The sequence below is a fragment of the Streptomyces sp. NPDC086023 genome, assembly GCF_044540325.1.
In the GTDB taxonomy this organism is placed as follows: Bacteria; Actinomycetota; Actinomycetes; order Streptomycetales; family Streptomycetaceae; genus Streptomyces.
Genome location: NZ_JBITRX010000001.1, coordinates 548242 through 564292, shown reverse-complemented (window position 1 = coordinate 564292; position 16051 = coordinate 548242). Strand labels below are relative to the sequence as shown.

The following is a 16051-nucleotide window of genomic DNA, read 5'->3' as shown; positions in this document are numbered from 1 at the left end:
CCTTGGTACGGGGGGACGCGCTCGACGCGCTGCCGGTCCGGGAGGCCGTGCCGGCGCTGACCGCCGCGCTGGACGCGCACGGCACGGCCGTGCTGTGCGCGCCGCCGGGGACCGGCAAGACCACGCTGGTGCCGCTGGTGCTGGCGGGGCTGGTGGGGGGTGGCGCGCCGCGCCGCGTGGTGGTGGCCGAGCCCCGTCGGATCGCGGCCCGCGCGGCGGCCCGCCGGATGGCCTGGCTGCTGGGCGAGGGTGTGGGCGGCTCGGTGGGCTTCAGCGTGCGCGGGGAGCGCGTGGTGGGGCGGGACACCCGGGTCGAGGTGGTCACCACCGGCGTGCTGCTCCAGCGGCTGCAGCGGGACCAGGAGCTGTCCGGCGTGGACGTGGTGGTGCTGGACGAGTGCCACGAGCGGCACCTGGACGCCGACACCGTCGCCGCCTTCCTGCTGGACGTACGGGCCGCGCTGCGGCCGGAGCTGCGGCTGGTGGCCGCGTCGGCGACCACCGACGCCGCCGGCTGGGCGCGGCTGCTGGGGGACGCGCCGGTGGTGGAGGCCGCCGGTACCGCGTACCCCGTGGAGGTGGTGTGGGCTCCCCCGTCCGGGCAGGTTCGGCCCCCGCACGGGATGCGGGTGGACCCGGCGCAGCTGGCGCACGTGGCGGCGACGGTGCGCCGGGCCCTGGCCGAGCGGTCCGGTGATCTGCTGTGCTTCCTGCCCGGGGTCGGGGAGATCGCCCGGGTGGCGGGGCTGCTGGCCGGGATGGACGCCGAGGTGCTCCAGGTGCACGGCCGGGCGCCGGGTGCGGTGCAGGACGCGGTGCTGGCCGGTGGCGCGGGGCTGCGCCGGGTGATCCTGGCGACCGCCGTGGCGGAGTCCTCCCTGACCGTGCCGGGCGTGCGGGTGGTGGTCGACTCCGGGCTGGCGCGCGAGCCGCGGGTCGACCACGCCCGCGGGCTGGGCGCGCTGACGACCGTACGGGCCTCGCAGGCGGCGGCCCGCCAGCGCGCGGGGCGTGCCGGGCGTGAGGCGCCGGGCTGGGTGTACCGCTGCTGGGCGGAGGCGGAGCACGGCCGGCTGCCGCTGTTCCCCGCGCCGGAGATCCGGCTGGCCGACCTGACCGCCTTCGCGCTCCAGGCGGCGTGCTGGGGTGATCCCGAGGCGGCCGGCCTGGCGCTGCTCGACCCGCCGCCGGCCGGGGCGATGGCGGCGGCCCGTGCGTCTCTCACCTCTCTCGGCGCCCTCGACGCGGCGGGCCGGGTGACCCGCCGGGGCACTGCCATGTCCCGGGCCGGGGTGCATCCCCGGCTGGCGCGGGCGCTGCTGGACGGGCCGGCGGAGCTGGGCGGGTCGCGGGAGTCCGCGCGCCGGGTGGCGGAGGTGGTGGCCCTGCTGAGCGAGGAGCCGCCGCGGGAGTACGGGGACGACCTGACCGCCGCGTGGCGCGCGGCCCGCGCCGGCACCGACGCGTACGGGGCGCGCTGGCGCGCGGAGGCGAAGCGCCTGGCCAGGACCGCGGAGGCGTCCGCGGTCGGGGACGGGTCGGGGTCCGGGTCCGGGTCCGCCGGGGCCGGTGCGGGTTCCGCGGCCGGGACGGCGCAGGGCACGGCGGGCACCGCCGGGCGGGCTGCCGCCGCGACGGGGTCCGCGGGCGGCGCCGGGCGCGCTGCCGGCGGGGCGCCGGCCGGGGCGGCCGACGACCACGTGGCCGGGCTCGTGGCGGCGCTGGCCTTCCCCGAGCGGGTGGCCCGGGCGCGCACCGCGGGCCAGTACCTGATGGTGTCCGGCACCGGAGCGGTCCTCGGGGAGGGTTCGCGGCTGCGGACCAGCCCCTGGCTCGCGGTGGCCGTGGCCGACCGCGGTGCGGGGTCGGCGGACGCGCGGGTGCGGCTGGCGGCCGTACTGGACGAGGAGACCGCCCGCACCGCGGCCGCGCACCTGTCGGCGGCGGGCGAGGAGGTGCACTGGGAGGCCGGGGACGTGGTCGCCCGGCGCGTGGACCGGCTGGGCGCGGTCGAGCTGACCGTACGCCCCCTGCGGGACGCCGATCCGGGTCTCGTACGGGCGGCCCTGCTGGACGGGCTGCGGGCCGAGGGCCCGGCGCTGCTGCGCTGGACCGACGACGCGCGGACGCTGCGGCAGCGGCTCGCGTTCCTGCACCGCACCCTCGGGGAGCCCTGGCCCGACGTGTCGGACGGGGCCCTGCTGGAGCGGGCGGAGGACTGGCTGGAGCCGGAGCTGTCCCGGGCCCGGCGGCGTGCCGACCTCGGCCGGATCGACGCGGGCCAGGCGCTGTCCCGGCTGCTGCCCTGGGCGACCGGGGAGGCCGGGCGGCTGGACGCACTGGCCCCGGAGCGGATCGAGGTGCCCAGCGGCTCGCGGATCCGGGTGGACTACGGGCCGGAGCAGCCGGTGCTGGCGGTGAAGTTGCAGGAGCTGTTCGGGCTGGCGGAGACCCCGCGGGTGGCGGGGGTGCCCGTGCTGGTGCACCTGCTGTCGCCGGCCGGGCGCCCGGCGGCGGTCACGGCGGACCTGGCGTCCTTCTGGCGCGAGGGCTACCGCGCGGTGCGGGCCGAGCTGCGGGGGCGCTATCCGAAGCACCCGTGGCCGGAGGACCCGGCGACGGCCGAGCCCACCCGGCACACCAACGCCCGCCTCAGGCGCTGACGAGGCCCTCGCCCGCGCGGCCGTGGGTCCCGGCGGGGTCCTCGCACCGCCCGCGCCGGGCGCGGGCCTCCAGCCAGAGGGCGAGCGCGAGGAGGCCGGCTCCGCCGAGCGCCAGGCCGGCTGGCGCGTAGGTGTGCAGGATGAGGACCTTCGTCCGGTTCTCGGCGACAAGGTCGACGGTGTACCTGATGTAGTCCTCGCGCATCTTCACGTGCCCGTCGAAGACCACGAGCCGCTGGTCCGGGGCGTTGCCGGCGAGCTGGCCGCCGCGCAGCTCCTCGGTGTGGACCTCCTCGCCGTTGACCGGCGCGCCGGTGACCGGGTCGACCCAGAACATGCGCTTGGTGGTGTACCAGCGGGAGGTGCCCATGGCGGACTCGATCGCCGCCGGGTCGATGCCGGGGATCGGCATCTTCTTGGGGAAGGGCACCTTGGTCCAGGGGATCGTCTGCTCGTAGTAGTAGACGTCCATGCCGCGGAACGTGCGCGGGCCCACGTAGTGGATGGGCGCCGAGGTGCGGGTCTGCGCGTCGAAGTACAGGTAGTCGCGGGGCTCGGTGAAGAAGGGGAACTTGAACTCGACGCCCTCGCGCCTGACCGGGTCGCCGTCGACCATCTCGCCGGTGGCGTGGACGGGGTCCTGGGTGTGGGCGTCGAAGATGTAGCGCTCGGGGATCTGGGACACCATCTTGCCGTCGGGGCCGAGCACGTGCGAGAGGGAGTCCCAGACGACGACGTCGCGGCCGGCGCTCGCCTCGATCTCTCGGGAGCGCTCGACGTTGCCCTTGAGGGTCTGCACGATGGTGATCTTCGGGACCTTCCTGGGCTGGAGGGTGCCGTAGTCGAGGAGGGTGGCGGGCTTCGCCTCCAGGACCATCTCCTGGTACTGGCCGGGCGGGATCTTGGCGAGGCGCGGGAAGAGGTACCAGCGCATCAGGGGCGCGAGGGCCGCGCAGAACACGGCGAGTGCCAGCAGGACGAGGCTCGCTCTGCGTCGCATGACGGGGTCCTCTTCCTACTGTCCGGGGGCCTTGGGCACGGTGGTGAGCAGCGGTTTCGGCGAGGTCGTGCCCTCGGGCGAGCCGACGGCGGCGACGCCGAGGGCGAGCGCCAGCGCGGCGGCCAGCCCGATGGCGGCGGCGAGGAGTGCGCGCATGGCGGTGCCTCCGGAATCTGATACAGCGTCAGGGCTGGGGCACCGTAGCAACGCGGGGTGCAGATGAGAACCCGTCGGCCGGTGATCAACGTCGTACCCCTCGGGCGAACCCGCCGGCCACGCCTCCCGCGCTCATACTGGAAGGGCCGGTGATCACCGAGGGAGAAGGCCCATGCCGTTCACGCTCAGCCACGCGGCCGCCGTGCTGCCGGGCATCCGCCGCTCGGGCCGGGGGCGGGGGCCGCTGTCGGCCTCGGCCCTGGTGGCCGGGTCGTTCGCGCCCGACATGACGTACTTCGCGGCGAGCGCGGTCCCCGGGGCGATGGGGTTCGGCACCTTCACCCACTCGCTGCCGGGTGTGCTGACCCTGGACGCCGTGGTCACGGCCGTGCTGGTCGGGGGGTGGCTGCTGTTGCGGGAGCCGCTGGTGGCACTGCTGCCGGGCCGGGCACGGGGCCGGGTGTACCGGCTGGTGCGGGGCGAGGACTGGCGGGCGGCACCCTCGCGGGTGCGGCTCGTCCTGTGGTTCTGGGTCTCGGCCGTGATCGGCTCGCTCACGCACGTGGTGTGGGACGCCTTCACGCACCTGGACCGGTTCGGCACCGACGCGCTGCCGTGGCTGACCGAGGTGGTGGCCGGCTTCCCCTTCTACCTGTACGTGCAGTACGGCAGTTCCGCGGTGGCGCTGGCCGTCCTCGCCTGGTTCGTGGCGGGCGCGCTGCGGCGGATGCCGGGCGGGGCCGCGCCGGCGGCGGTGCCGGTGCTCGGGCGGGGCGAGCGGGCCGGCGCGCTGGCGCTGCTGGGCGCGGGGGTGGCCGCGGGGGTCGCGCAGCGGGTGGCGCGCTGGTTCACGTACTTCGACGCGGTGCACTCGCCGTTCGACATCATCCCGACGATCTGCTTCGGCGCGGGCACCGGGCTGCTCCTGGCGCTGCCGGTGTACGCGCTGCTGGTGCGGCTGCGCCACCGGGGCGACGGGACGCCGACGGGGCCGGACGCGCGGACGCCCGTGTCCTCGTACCGCTGAGGACACGGGCGCCCGGCACGGCCCGGATGCGGGTCAGTGCGCGGCGGACTCCCAGTCCGTGCCCACGCCGACCGACACGTCCAGGGGGGCGCGGAGGTCGGCGGCGGCCGCCATCTCCCGCCGGACGATCTCCTCGGCCGCGGCCGCCTCGCCCGGGGCGATCTCCAGCACGATTTCGTCGTGCACCTGGAGGAGCAGCCGGGACTTCAGCCCCGCCTCGGCCAGCGCCCGGTCCACCCGGACCATCGCGACCTTGACGATGTCGGCCGCGGTGCCCTGGATCGGGGCGTTCAGCGCCATCCGCTCGGCGGCCTCGCGGCGCTGGCGGTTGTCGCTGTTGAGGTCCGGGAGGTAGCGGCGGCGGCCCAGCATGGTGGCCGTGTAACCGGTGGCGCGGGCCTCGTCGACCACGCGCTGGAGGTAGTCCCGCACCCCGCCGAACCGCTCGAAGAAGGTGTCCATCAGGCCGCGCGCCTCGGCGGGCTCGATGTTCAGCTGCTGCGAGAGGCCGAACGCGGACAGCCCGTACGCCAGGCCGTACGACATGGCCTTGATCTTGCGGCGCATCTCGGCGTCGACGGCGGACCGCTCGACGCCGAACACCTGGGAGGCGACGGTGGTGTGCAGGTCCTCACCGGAGTTGAAGGCCTCGATGAGGCCCTCGTCCTCGGAGAGGTGCGCCATCACGCGCAGCTCGATCTGGCTGTAGTCGGCCGTCATCAGCGACTCGAAGCCCTCGCCGACGACGAAGCCGCGGCGGATGGCCCGGCCCTCGTCGGTGCGCACCGGCACGTTCTGCAGGTTCGGGTCGGTGGAGGACAGGCGCCCGGTGGCGGCGACCGTCTGGCTGAAGGTGGTGTGCACCCGGCCGTCGGCGGCGATCGTCTTGATCAGGCCCTCGACGGTGGAGCGCAGCCGCGCCTGCTCCCGGTGCCGCAGCATGATCACGGGGAGTTCGTGGTCGGTCTGCTGCGCCAGCCAGGCCAGCGCGTCGGCGTCCGTGGTGTAGCCGGTCTTGGTCTTCTTCGTCTTGGGCAGGCCCAGCTCGCCGAAGAACACCTCCTGGAGCTGCTTGGGCGAGCCGAGGTTGAACTCGTGGCCGACGGTGGCGTGGGCCTCCTTGACGGCCTGCTGCACGGCGTCGGCGAACTGCCGCTCCATGGCCTCCAGGTGGTCGCGGTCGGCGGCGATGCCGTGCCGCTCCATCCGGGCCAGCAGCTCGGAGGTCGGGAGCTCCACGTCGTGCAGCAGCCCGGCCGCGCCGGCCTGCCCGAGCTTCTCGGCGAAGGCCTCGCCCAGGTCGAGCACGGCACGGGCCTGCGCCATCAGCGCCTCGGCCTCGGCCGACTCGTCGGCGCCGAAGGCCAGCTGGCCGTCCGCGGCGGCCGGCTGGAGCTCCCGGCCCAGGTACTCGACCGACAGCACGTCCAGCGCGAAGGAGCGCCGGCCGGGCTTGACGAGGTACGCGGCGAGCGCGGTGTCCATGGAGACGCCGGCCACGGTCCAGCCGTGCTCCGGGAAGACCCGCATGGCGCCCTTGGCGTTGTGCATGACCTTCGGCCGGGACGGGTCGGAGATCCACTCGGCGAAGGCCCGCTCGTCGGCCTCGTCCAGCCGCGACGGGTCGAACCAGGCCGCCGCACCGCCGGCCGCGGCCAGCGCGATCTCGGAGACGCTGCCGGTGCCCAGGCCCCACGCGTCGACCGTCGCGATCCCGAGCGGAGCCGAGGAGTGGGCCGCGAGCCACGGGGCCAGCTCGCCGGCGCCCAGCACGCTGGCATCCAGCTCGACCCCGGCGGCCGGCGCCGGCGCCGGCTCCTCGGCGGCACCCGGGTCCACGGCCAGCAGCCGCTCGCGCAGCGAAGCGTTCCGGATCTCCAGGACGTCCAGGACGCCCGTGACGGCCTTGCGGTCGTACGGCAGCCGCTCCAGGTCCGCGGGGGTGCGGCCCAGCTCCACGTCGCGGACCATCTCGGTCAGCACGCGGTTGAGCTTCACCGACTCCAGGTGGTCCCGGAAGTTCTGCCCGGCCTTGCCCTTGACCTCCTCGGCCCGCTCGACCAGCTCCGCGAACGAGCCGAACTGGTTGATCCACTTCGCGGCGGTCTTCTCACCGACGCCCGGGATGCCGGGGAGGTTGTCGGACGGGTCGCCGCGCAGGGCCGCGAAGTCCGGGTACTGCGACGGCGTCAGCCCGTACTTCTCCTGGACCTTCTCCGGGGTGAAGCGGGTCAGCTCGGAGACCCCCTTGGTCGGGTACAGCACCGTGGTGTGCTCGGACACCAGCTGGAACGAGTCCCGGTCGCCCGTGACGATCAGGACTTCAAAGCCCGCCGCCTCCGCCTGCGTCGCCAGCGTCGCGATCACGTCGTCGGCCTCGAAGCCGTCCACCGCGAACCGCGGCACGGCCATCGCGTCGAGCAGCTCGCCGATCAGCTCGACCTGCCCCTTGAACTCGTCCGGGGTCTTCGAGCGGTTCGCCTTGTACTCGGGGAACTCCTGCGAACGCCACGTCTTGCGCGACACGTCGAACGCCACCGCGAAGTGCGTGGGCGCCTCGTCGCGCAGCGTGTTGGCCAGCATCGACGCGAAACCATAGATGGCGTTGGTCGGCTGGCCGGTCGCGGTCGTGAAGTTCTCCGCCGGCAGCGCGAAGAACGCGCGGTACGCCAGGGAGTGCCCGTCCATGAGCATCAGGCGCGGGCGCTGCTCCGCTGTCGTCTGGTCGGTCTGCTTCGATGCTGTCTCTGCCACGCCCCCGAGCCTAGTCGGCCCCACCGACAATGCCGTCGCTCCCCGCCCCCGGCGGCCGTGACAGGATCGGAGGTGTACGAGAACGCGCGACGCATGCTCAAAGGGGAGCGACATGGCCACCAAGCCGCCCGCAGGTGATCCGGTACAGGACGCGCCGCAGGTCGCGCCCCCCCAGCACGCCGCCGCCGGCCTCCCCGCCATCGGCCACACGCTGCGGATCGCCCAGGCGCAGATGGGCCTCGCGCGGACCGCCCGCACCCTCCTCAAGGTCAACCAGAAGGACGGCTTCGACTGCCCCGGCTGCGCCTGGCCCGAGGGCGACAGGCGGCACACCGCCGAGTTCTGCGAGAACGGCGCCAAGGCCGTGGCCGAGGAGGCCACCCTGCGCCGGGTCACCCCCGACTTCTTCGCCGCCCACCCCCTCGCCGACCTCGCCGGCCGCTCCGGCTACTGGCTCGGCCAGCAGGGCCGCATCACCCAGCCCGTGTACCTCCCCGAGGGCGCCGACCGGTACGAGGCCGTCACCTGGGAACGCGCCTTCGCGATCATCGCCGAGGAACTGCGCGCCCTCTCCTCCCCCGACGAGGCCCTCTTCTACACCTCCGGCCGCACCAGCAACGAGGCCGCGTTCCTGCTCCAGCTCTTCGCCCGCGAGTTCGGCACCAACAACCTGCCCGACTGCTCGAACATGTGCCACGAGTCCTCGGGCTCCGCACTCACCGAGACCATCGGCATCGGCAAGGGCAGCGTCTCCCTGGAGGACCTCCACCAGGCCGACCTGATCATCGTCGCCGGCCAGAACCCCGGCACCAACCACCCCCGCATGCTGTCGGCCCTGGAGAAGGCCAAGGCCGCCGGAGCGAAGATCATCTCGGTCAACCCGCTGCCCGAGGCCGGCCTGGAACGCTTCAAGAACCCCCAGACCCCCCTCGGCATGCTCCGCGGCACCGCCCTCAACGACCTCTTCCTCCAGATCCGCATCGGCGGCGACCAGGCCCTCTTCCGCCTCCTCAACAAGCTGGTCATCGAGACCCCCGGCGCCACCGACGAGCTGTTCATCCGCGAGCACACCCACGGCTACGAGGAACTCGCCGCGGCCGCCGCCAAGGCCGACTGGGACGAGACGCTCACCGCCACCGGCCTCACCCGCCCCGAGATCGAGCAGGCCCTGCGCATGGTCCTCGACTCCCGGCGCACCATCGTCTGCTGGGCCATGGGCCTCACCCAGCACAAGCACGCCGTCCCCACCATCCGCGAGGTCGTCAACCTCCTGCTGCTCCGCGGCAACATCGGCCGCCCCGGCGCCGGCGTGTGCCCGGTGCGCGGCCACTCCAACGTCCAGGGCGACCGCACCATGGGGATCTTCGAGCGCCCCGCACCGGCCTTCCTCGACGCCCTCGACCGCGAGTTCGGGATCACCTCTCCCCGCCACCACGGCTTCGACGTGGTCCGCTCCATCCAGGCCCTGCGCGACGGCGAGGCCAAGGTCTTCTTCGCCATGGGCGGCAACTTCGTCGGCGCCACCCCCGACACCGACGTCACCGAGGCCGCCATGCGCAACGCGGCCCTCACCGTCCACGTCTCCACCAAGCTCAACCGCTCCCACGCGGTCACCGGCCGGCGCGCCCTGATCCTGCCCACCCTGGGCCGTACCGACAAGGACGTCCAGGCGGCCGGCAAGCAGTTCGTCACCGTCGAGGACTCCATGGGCATGGTCCACGCCTCCCGCGGCAACCTCACCCCCGCGAGCCCCCACCTCCTGTCCGAGCCCGCCATCGTGGCCCGGATGGCGCGCGCCGTCCTCGGCGACGCCTCCCGCACCCCCTGGGAGGACTTCGAGCGCGACTACGGCACCATCCGCGACCGGATCTCCCGCGTCGTCCCCGGCTTCGAGGACTTCAACGCCCGCGCCGCCCGCCCCGAGGGCTTCGTCCTCCCGCACGCCCCCCGCGACGAGCGCCGCTTCCCGACCAGGACCGGCAAGGCGAACTTCACCGCCGCCCCCGTCGAGTACCCCCGGGTCCCCGAGGGCCGCCTGCTGCTCCAGACCCTGCGCTCCCACGACCAGTACAACACCACGATCTACGGCCTCGACGACCGCTACCGCGGCATCAAGGGCGGCCGCCGCGTGGTCCTCGTCCACCCCGACGACGCGGCCGCCCTGGGCCTGGCCGACGGCTCCTACACCGACCTGGTCTCGGAGTGGAACGACGGCGTCGAGCGCCGCGCCCCCGGCTTCCGCGTCGTCCACTACCCGACCGCGCGGGGCTGCGCGGCGGCGTACTACCCGGAGACGAACGTGCTCGTGCCCCTGGACTCCACCGCGGACACCAGCAACACCCCGGCCAGCAAGTCGGTGATCGTCCGCTTCGAGCCGGCCGGCTGACGGGCGGGAACGGACACCGCCCGGCCGCGGGACGTGATCCCCATGACTGAGCATCCGCTCAGTCGGGTGATATGAAGAGGGTCGTTAACGGTCGTTTACGAAACGGAGCCGTCCCCATGGGCGAACAGCACACCGTGAAGTTCCCGCAGGAAGTCCTCGACGAGTACGCCGCGTTGGGCATCGACCTGCCCGCCCTCTTCTCCGCCGGACACCTCGGCGAGCGCATGGACATCCGCATCCTGGAGGCCTCGGCCGACCGGGTCGTCGGCACCATGCCCGTCGAAGGCAACACCCAGCCCTACGGGCTCCTCCACGGCGGCGCCTCCGCCGTGCTCGCCGAGACCCTCGGCTCCGTCGGCTCCATGCTGCACGGCGGCATCGACAAGATCGCCGTCGGCGTGGACCTCAACTGCACCCACCACCGCGGCGCCCGGTCCGGCCTGGTCACCGGCGTCGCCACCCCCGTCCACCGCGGCCGCTCCACCGCCACGTACGAAATCGTCATCACGGACGAGCAGGACAAGCGGGTCTGCACCGCCCGCCTCACCTGCCTGCTCCGCGACACGAACTCGCAACAACCGGGCTGAGACAGGGCGTTGTCCCACCCCGGGGCGCCCCACTACCTTCCCCGCATGGGAGTGGTACGGGCGCCACGGGGCGCACTCACGAAGCGCACCGCACGGGCCTTGGCCGCCCTGGCGCTGTGCGCCGCCGCCCCCACCTCCTGCACCACCCCGGACTCCCCCACCGGCCCCGCCGCCCGCTCCGCAGCCCGCTCCGCAGCCGCCCCGGCACCCGCTCCGACCACCCCGCGGGAGCTCTGCGTCCACCTGGTCTCGTACTGGGCCGCCCGCATCCTCGACGGCGGCCCCCACGCCCACTTCGACTACCAGGAGATGGGCCTCTCCGGCGGCCAGTACGAGATCCTGCGCACCGCCCTCGCCGCCGCCCGGGCCGTCCGCCCGCCCGGGGACACCGCGGCGGCCCACCTGGCCGCCGGCGAGGAGGCCCGGCGCGGCTGCGCCGACCGCTACCGGCACGGCACCCCCAGCGGCGGCCCCTGGCAATGAGCGGCATCGGCCCCCTGGAACCCGGCGAGGACACCTGGGACGCCTCCCGGGGCCTCCGCACGCCCGCGCGCGCCCGAGCCCCCCTGAGCGGCCGCCGACGGGCCGCCCTGGCACTGGCCGGCGCCCTCGCCCTGGCCGGATCCGGCGCCTATCTGTACGCGATCAGGCCAGATCCGGAGCCCCCCGCCCCACCCCCGTTCCCCTCACAGGTGTTCTCCGTGCGGTACGGCGCCCCGGTGCGGCCGCCCGGCCCCGCGGCGGACTTCGCCTTCACGGTCACCCTGCGCACGACGGACGGCCCGCCGGTGACCGTCCACCGGATCGGACAGCCGTCGGCGGCACTCAGCGTGACGACCGCCCCGGCCTCACCGATCACCGTGGTCAAGGGTGAGGTCCGTGAGGTTGTTGTGCGGATTCGGGTCGGGGATTGCGTGCATGTAGCACGGAATGCGGGGCTCCCTTTTCTTGAGGTAACCCTCAGTAATGGTGGGCCGAATGAACAGCACAGTTACATCCTCGGTGACCGATATGCACGAGAACTCTCCAGGTCACTGATCAGCACATGTCCCGAAGATCGAGACAAGAGGACCCCCCGAGGCGTCAGGACCAAACCCCGCTACAGTCCTGCACTGTCAGGACTCAAACCGCATGACAGTCCTGCCCCTTCTCAGCATGCGGACAAGACGAACCGGCCGGAATTCCCCCGTTCCACCCGCCAAGTTCCGCTATGTATTACGCCGTGGCATAACAAGAGCGTCACAGCCTTGGCCCGAGCCCTCCATATCTCCCGATCAGCCGCCTAGAGTCACGGCCAGTCACCGCGACCACCGGATTCCACTCAGTTCGGTTCCGCGTTTCGACTCGGCGCGTCCCGTGGGGGACGCCGTGCCTGGAAAGGACTGATCGTGCGTCAGCGTTCTCTCATTGCCGTGACGGCCGCACTCGCCGCGGGTGCCCTCACGCTCACCGCCTGTGGCTCGCGCGATGACAAGGGCGGCAGCGGCGACGCCGGCTCCGGCGGCACCACGGTCGTCATCGGCGTCGACTCCCCGACCACCGGCGACCTCTCCGCCCTCGGCCTCGGCATCCGCAACTCGGTCGACCTGGCCGTCCAGCAGGCCAACGCCAAGAAGTACGTCAAGGGCGTCACCTTCAAGATCGAGGCCTACGACGACCAGGCCCAGCCGTCCTCCGGCCAGCAGAACGCCACCAAGCTCGTCGCCAACAAGGACGTCCTCGGCGTCGTCGGCCCGCTGAACTCCTCCGTCTCGGAGTCCATGCAGAAGGTCTTCGACGACGCCAAGCTCGTCCAGATCTCCCCCGCCAACACCAACCCGGCCCTGACCCAGGGACCGAAGTGGAACACCGGCGAGAAGGTCCGCCCCTACAAGTCGTACTTCCGCACCGCGACCACGGACGCCATCCAGGGCCCGTTCGCCGCGCAGTACCTCTTCAACAAGGCGGGCAAGAAGAAGGTCTTCCTGATCGACGACAAGAAGACCTACGGCGCCGGCCTGGCCGCCACCTTCAAGCAGGAGTTCACCAAGCTCGGCGGCCAGGTCGCCGGCGAGGCCCACGTGAACCCCGACACCAAGGACTTCTCCGCGGTCGCCACCCAGGTCAAGAGCTCCGGCGCCGACGTCGTCTACTACGGCGGCGAGTACCCCGCGGCCGGCCCGCTCTCCAAGCAGATCAAGAAGGCCGGCGCGGCCATCCCGCTGGTCGGCGGCGACGGCATCTACTCCGGCGACTTCATCAAGCTGTCCGGCAAGGAGGGCGTGGGCGACCTCGCCACCTCCGTCGGCGCCCCCGTCGAGACCCTCCCCTCGGCCAAGGAGTTCGTCGAGAACTACAAGAAGGCCGGCTTCAAGGAGGCCTACGAGGCCTACGGCGGCTACTCCTACGACTCCGCCTGGGCGATCATCGAGGCCGTCAAGGCCGTCGTCGACGCCAACAACGGCAAGCTCCCCCAGGACGCCCGCGCCAAGGTCCTCGAGGCCACCGGCAAGGTCTCCTTCGACGGCGTGACCGGCAAGGTCTCGTTCGACGAGTTCGGTGACGCGACCAACAAGCAGCTCACCGTCTACAAGTACGAGGGCGACGCCTGGAAGGCCGTCGAGTCCGGCACCTTCGCCGGCTGACCCTCTCCGATCACCACACCTGCCGCGCGGGGCGCGCACACCTAGCGCCCCGCGCGGTGTCACATCCGTCGAAAGACTCGGAGGACCTGCGGTGCACGAACTGCCGCAACAGCTGGTCAACGGCCTGCTACTGGGATCCATGTACGGGCTCGTCGCCATTGGCTACACAATGGTCTACGGCATCGTCCAGCTCATCAACTTCGCCCACGGCGAGATCTTCATGACCGGCGGGTTCGGAGCCCTCACGGTCTGGCTGATGCTCCCCACGGGCACCACCATGTGGGTCGCCCTGCCCCTCATGCTCATAGGCGCGATCGCCGTCGCCACCACCATCGCCGTAGCGGCGGAACGGTTCGCCTACCGCCCCCTGCGCAACGCACCCCGACTCGCCCCGCTCATCACCGCCATCGGCCTCTCCCTCGCCCTCCAGCAGGCAGTCTGGGCCTGGTACCCCGAGGCGAAGTCCTCCCGAGTCTTCCCCGAAATCCCCGGCGGCCCCTTCCACATCGGCAGCATCACCATCCAGACCGGTGACGTCTTCCTGCTGATCGCCGCCCCCGTCTGCATGGTCGTCCTCGGCTGGTTCGTCATGAAGACCCGCACCGGACGCGGCATGCAGGCCACCGCGCAGGACCCCGACACCGCCAAGCTCATGGGCATCAACACCGACCGCATCATCGTGGTCGCGTTCGCCCTCGGCGCGGCCTTCGCCGCCGTCGGCGCCGTCGCCTACGGCCTCAAGTACGGCGAAGTCAACTTCAAGATGGGCTTCCTGCTCGGCCTCAAGGCCTTCACCGCCGCCGTCCTCGGCGGCATCGGCAACATCTACGGCGCCATGATCGGCGGCCTCGTCCTGGGCCTCGCCGAGACCATGGCAACCGCCTACATCGCCCACATCCCCGGCATGCAGCAGCTCGGCGGCCAGGCCTGGGCCGACGTCTGGGCGTTCGTACTCCTCATCCTCGTGCTCCTCTTCCGGCCCCAGGGCCTGCTGGGCGAGCGCGTGGCGGACAGGGCGTGATCACCAATGACCACTGAGACCATCGACGTCGTCACCGCCCCGTCCGACGGCGGACACCGCGGCCTCATCGGCATCAACGAGAAGACCGCCCGTCTCCTCGCCACCGCCGGCGGCGCCCTCACCACCGTCTCCGCCTTCCTCGCCTGGACCTGGACCGACGCCTTCCCCGGCGACCTCACCGTCTACGGCTACCCCGGCGGCCTCCAGTGGCTCGTCCTCGTCGGCGGCCTGCTCACCCTGCTCTTCTCCCTCTCCTCCTACGGAGTCAAGGGCCTCCGCTGGCTCACCCCGGCCGGAGCAGACGCAGCCATCAAGCTCGCCGCCCTCGCCGCCTTCGCCACCGCCTGGTACACCGCCTTCGCCATCAGCAACACCCTCGGCGGCCTCGTCAACCTCGAACCCGGCGGCTTCATCGCCCTCGGCGCCACCCTCATCGCCCTCGTCGGCGCCCTCGCGCTCCCCTTCGAGCACCCCGAGACCGACCCGGCCGACCCCGACGACAGCGGCTTCGACAAGTTCAAGCACAACCTCGGCAACCGCTGGACCGTCGTCAAGGCCGGCTTCGCCACCGGCACCGCCCCCGCCATGAAGCGGCTCCCGGCCTACGCCGAGATCCTCATCCTCACCGGCGTACTCGCCCTCGGCCTCGCCGTCTTCACCTACGGCATCGGCACCGAGTACGACGAACTCTTCATCGGCTTCCTCATCACCGCGTGCCTCGGCTTCGCAGCGATCAACAAGGCCGGCCTCATCGCCCGCGTCTCCGCCATCGCCGCAACCCACCGCAACGTCGCCATGGTCGGCGCCTTCGCCGCCGCAGCAGCCTTCCCCTTCACCCAGACCGACGACCAGTACGCGACCATCGGCGTCAACATCCTGATCTTCGCCACCGTCGCCCTCGGCCTCAACATCGTCGTCGGCCTGGTCGGCCTCCTCGACCTCGGATACGTCGCCTTCCTCGGCGTCGGCGCCTACGCCGCCGCCATGGTCTCCGGCTCCCCGTCGTCCCCCTTCGGAGTCCACCTCCCCTTCTGGCAGGCCATCCTCATCGGCGCCGCCGCGTCCATGATCTTCGGCGTCCTCATCGGCGCCCCGACCCTGCGGCTCCGCGGCGACTACCTCGCCATCGTGACCCTCGGCTTCGGAGAGATCTTCCGCATCGCCGTCAACAACACCGACGGCACCTCCGGCCCCGACATCACCAACGGCTCCAACGGCATCTCCTCGATCCCGAACCTCGACATCCTCGGATTCGACTTCGGCGCCGAGCACACCATCGCCGGCTTCACGATCGGCCGCTTCGCCAACTACTTCTTCCTCATGCTGATCGTGACCCTCGTCGTCGTGCTGGTCTTCCGGCGCAGCGCCGAATCCCGCATCGGCCGCTCCTGGGTCGCCATCCGCGAGGACGAGACCGCCGCCGAAGCCATGGGCATCAACGGCTTCCGCGTCAAGCTCATCGCCTTCGCCCTCGGCGCCGCCCTCGCCGGCCTCGCCGGAGCCGTCCAGGCCCACGTGACCTACACCGTCACCCCCGAGCAGTACACCTTCGCCAACGCCGTCCCGCCGAACTCGGCCTTCCTCCTCGCGGCCGTCGTCCTCGGCGGCATGGGAACCATCAGCGGACCCCTCGTCGGCGGAGCCCTGCTCTTCCTCATCCCGAACAAGCTCCAGTTCATGGGTGAGTACCAGCTCTTCGCCTTCGGCCTCGCGCTCATCCTCCTGATGCGCTTCCGCCCCGAAGGCCTCATCCCCAACCGGCGCCGCCAGCTCGAATTCCACGAGAACGAGCTCGACGAGAAGTCCGGGGACCTCAGCAAGGCAGGGGCCTGA

11 protein-coding genes are annotated in these 16051 nt (G+C 72.5%); 8 read left to right on the top strand and 3 right to left on the bottom strand.

What is annotated here, in order from left to right; all coding sequences use genetic code 11:
* The first annotated feature begins 2 nt into the window (after positions 1 to 2).
* Entirely contained in the window at positions 3 to 2663 is a 2661-nt protein-coding gene (locus ACIF6F_RS02530) for an ATP-dependent RNA helicase (RefSeq protein ID WP_399940073.1), read from the top strand.
* On the opposite strand, the gene ACIF6F_RS02525 is transcribed toward ACIF6F_RS02530, so the two are convergent.
* Positions 2653 to 3663: a DUF3068 domain-containing protein gene (locus ACIF6F_RS02525; protein WP_399940071.1), complete on the bottom strand. Its 1011-nt coding sequence runs from the start codon at positions 3661 to 3663 to the stop codon at positions 2653 to 2655. The two genes, ACIF6F_RS02530 and ACIF6F_RS02525, sit on opposite strands and share 11 nt — an antisense overlap.
* A 15-nt stretch (positions 3664 to 3678) precedes the next feature.
* Positions 3679 to 3819, bottom strand: coding sequence for an SPW_0924 family protein (locus ACIF6F_RS02520; RefSeq protein WP_399940069.1), 141 nt, complete (start codon positions 3817 to 3819; stop codon positions 3679 to 3681).
* A gap of 172 nt (positions 3820 to 3991) precedes the next feature.
* On the opposite strand from ACIF6F_RS02520, the gene ACIF6F_RS02515 reads away from it, so the two are divergent.
* On the top strand, positions 3992 to 4846 hold the full coding sequence (locus tag ACIF6F_RS02515; RefSeq protein ID WP_399940068.1) for a DUF4184 family protein: 855 nt from the start codon (positions 3992 to 3994) through the stop codon (positions 4844 to 4846).
* A 33-nt stretch (positions 4847 to 4879) separates the two neighbouring features.
* Here ACIF6F_RS02515 and polA read toward each other — a convergent pair whose 3' ends face one another.
* Positions 4880 to 7600, bottom strand: coding sequence for a DNA polymerase I (polA, locus tag ACIF6F_RS02510; RefSeq protein WP_399940065.1), 2721 nt, complete (start codon positions 7598 to 7600; stop codon positions 4880 to 4882).
* Between the two features lie 112 nt (positions 7601 to 7712).
* Here polA and ACIF6F_RS02505 point away from each other — a divergent pair, with 112 nt between their 5' ends.
* The 6 genes from ACIF6F_RS02505 to ACIF6F_RS02480 all read left to right on the top strand — a co-directional run bounded on the left by ACIF6F_RS02505 (position 7713) and on the right by ACIF6F_RS02480 (position 16051).
* Positions 7713 to 9986 (top strand): FdhF/YdeP family oxidoreductase, encoded by a 2274-nt coding sequence (locus ACIF6F_RS02505; protein WP_399940062.1) that lies wholly within the window; start codon positions 7713 to 7715, stop codon positions 9984 to 9986.
* Positions 9987 to 10102: 116 nt separating this feature from the next.
* Positions 10103 to 10573, top strand: a complete 471-nt coding sequence (locus ACIF6F_RS02500) for a PaaI family thioesterase (protein ID WP_399940059.1) — start codon at positions 10103 to 10105, stop codon at positions 10571 to 10573.
* Positions 10574 to 10618: 45 nt separating this feature from the next.
* On the top strand, positions 10619 to 11056 hold the full coding sequence (locus tag ACIF6F_RS02495; protein WP_399940056.1) for a hypothetical protein: 438 nt from the start codon (positions 10619 to 10621) through the stop codon (positions 11054 to 11056).
* A gap of 905 nt (positions 11057 to 11961) precedes the next feature.
* The gene (locus ACIF6F_RS02490; protein ID WP_399940053.1) at positions 11962 to 13197 is read left to right on the top strand and encodes a branched-chain amino acid ABC transporter substrate-binding protein; all 1236 of its coding nucleotides are present in this window, start codon (positions 11962 to 11964) and stop codon (positions 13195 to 13197) included.
* A gap of 91 nt (positions 13198 to 13288) precedes the next feature.
* On the top strand, positions 13289 to 14218 hold the full coding sequence (locus ACIF6F_RS02485) for a branched-chain amino acid ABC transporter permease (protein ID WP_399940050.1): 930 nt from the start codon (positions 13289 to 13291) through the stop codon (positions 14216 to 14218).
* 6 nt (positions 14219 to 14224) lie between these two features.
* The gene (locus tag ACIF6F_RS02480; RefSeq protein WP_399940048.1) at positions 14225 to 16051 is read left to right on the top strand and encodes a branched-chain amino acid ABC transporter permease; all 1827 of its coding nucleotides are present in this window, start codon (positions 14225 to 14227) and stop codon (positions 16049 to 16051) included.

What these genes read in the sequence shown, in the direction of transcription:
- ACIF6F_RS02525 (WP_399940071.1), bottom strand. Translation starts at nt 3,663, where the DNA reads ATGCGACGCAGAGCGAGCCTCGTCCTGCTGGCACTCGCCGTGTTCTGC.
- ACIF6F_RS02520 (WP_399940069.1), bottom strand. Translation starts at nt 3,819, where the DNA reads ATGCGCGCACTCCTCGCCGCCGCCATCGGGCTGGCCGCCGCGCTGGCG.
- ACIF6F_RS02515 (WP_399940068.1), top strand. Translation starts at nt 3,992, where the DNA reads ATGCCGTTCACGCTCAGCCACGCGGCCGCCGTGCTGCCGGGCATCCGC.
- ACIF6F_RS02505 (WP_399940062.1), top strand. Translation starts at nt 7,713, where the DNA reads ATGGCCACCAAGCCGCCCGCAGGTGATCCGGTACAGGACGCGCCGCAG.
- ACIF6F_RS02500 (WP_399940059.1), top strand. Translation starts at nt 10,103, where the DNA reads ATGGGCGAACAGCACACCGTGAAGTTCCCGCAGGAAGTCCTCGACGAG.
- ACIF6F_RS02495 (WP_399940056.1), top strand. Translation starts at nt 10,619, where the DNA reads ATGGGAGTGGTACGGGCGCCACGGGGCGCACTCACGAAGCGCACCGCA.
- ACIF6F_RS02480 (WP_399940048.1), top strand. Translation starts at nt 14,225, where the DNA reads ATGACCACTGAGACCATCGACGTCGTCACCGCCCCGTCCGACGGCGGA.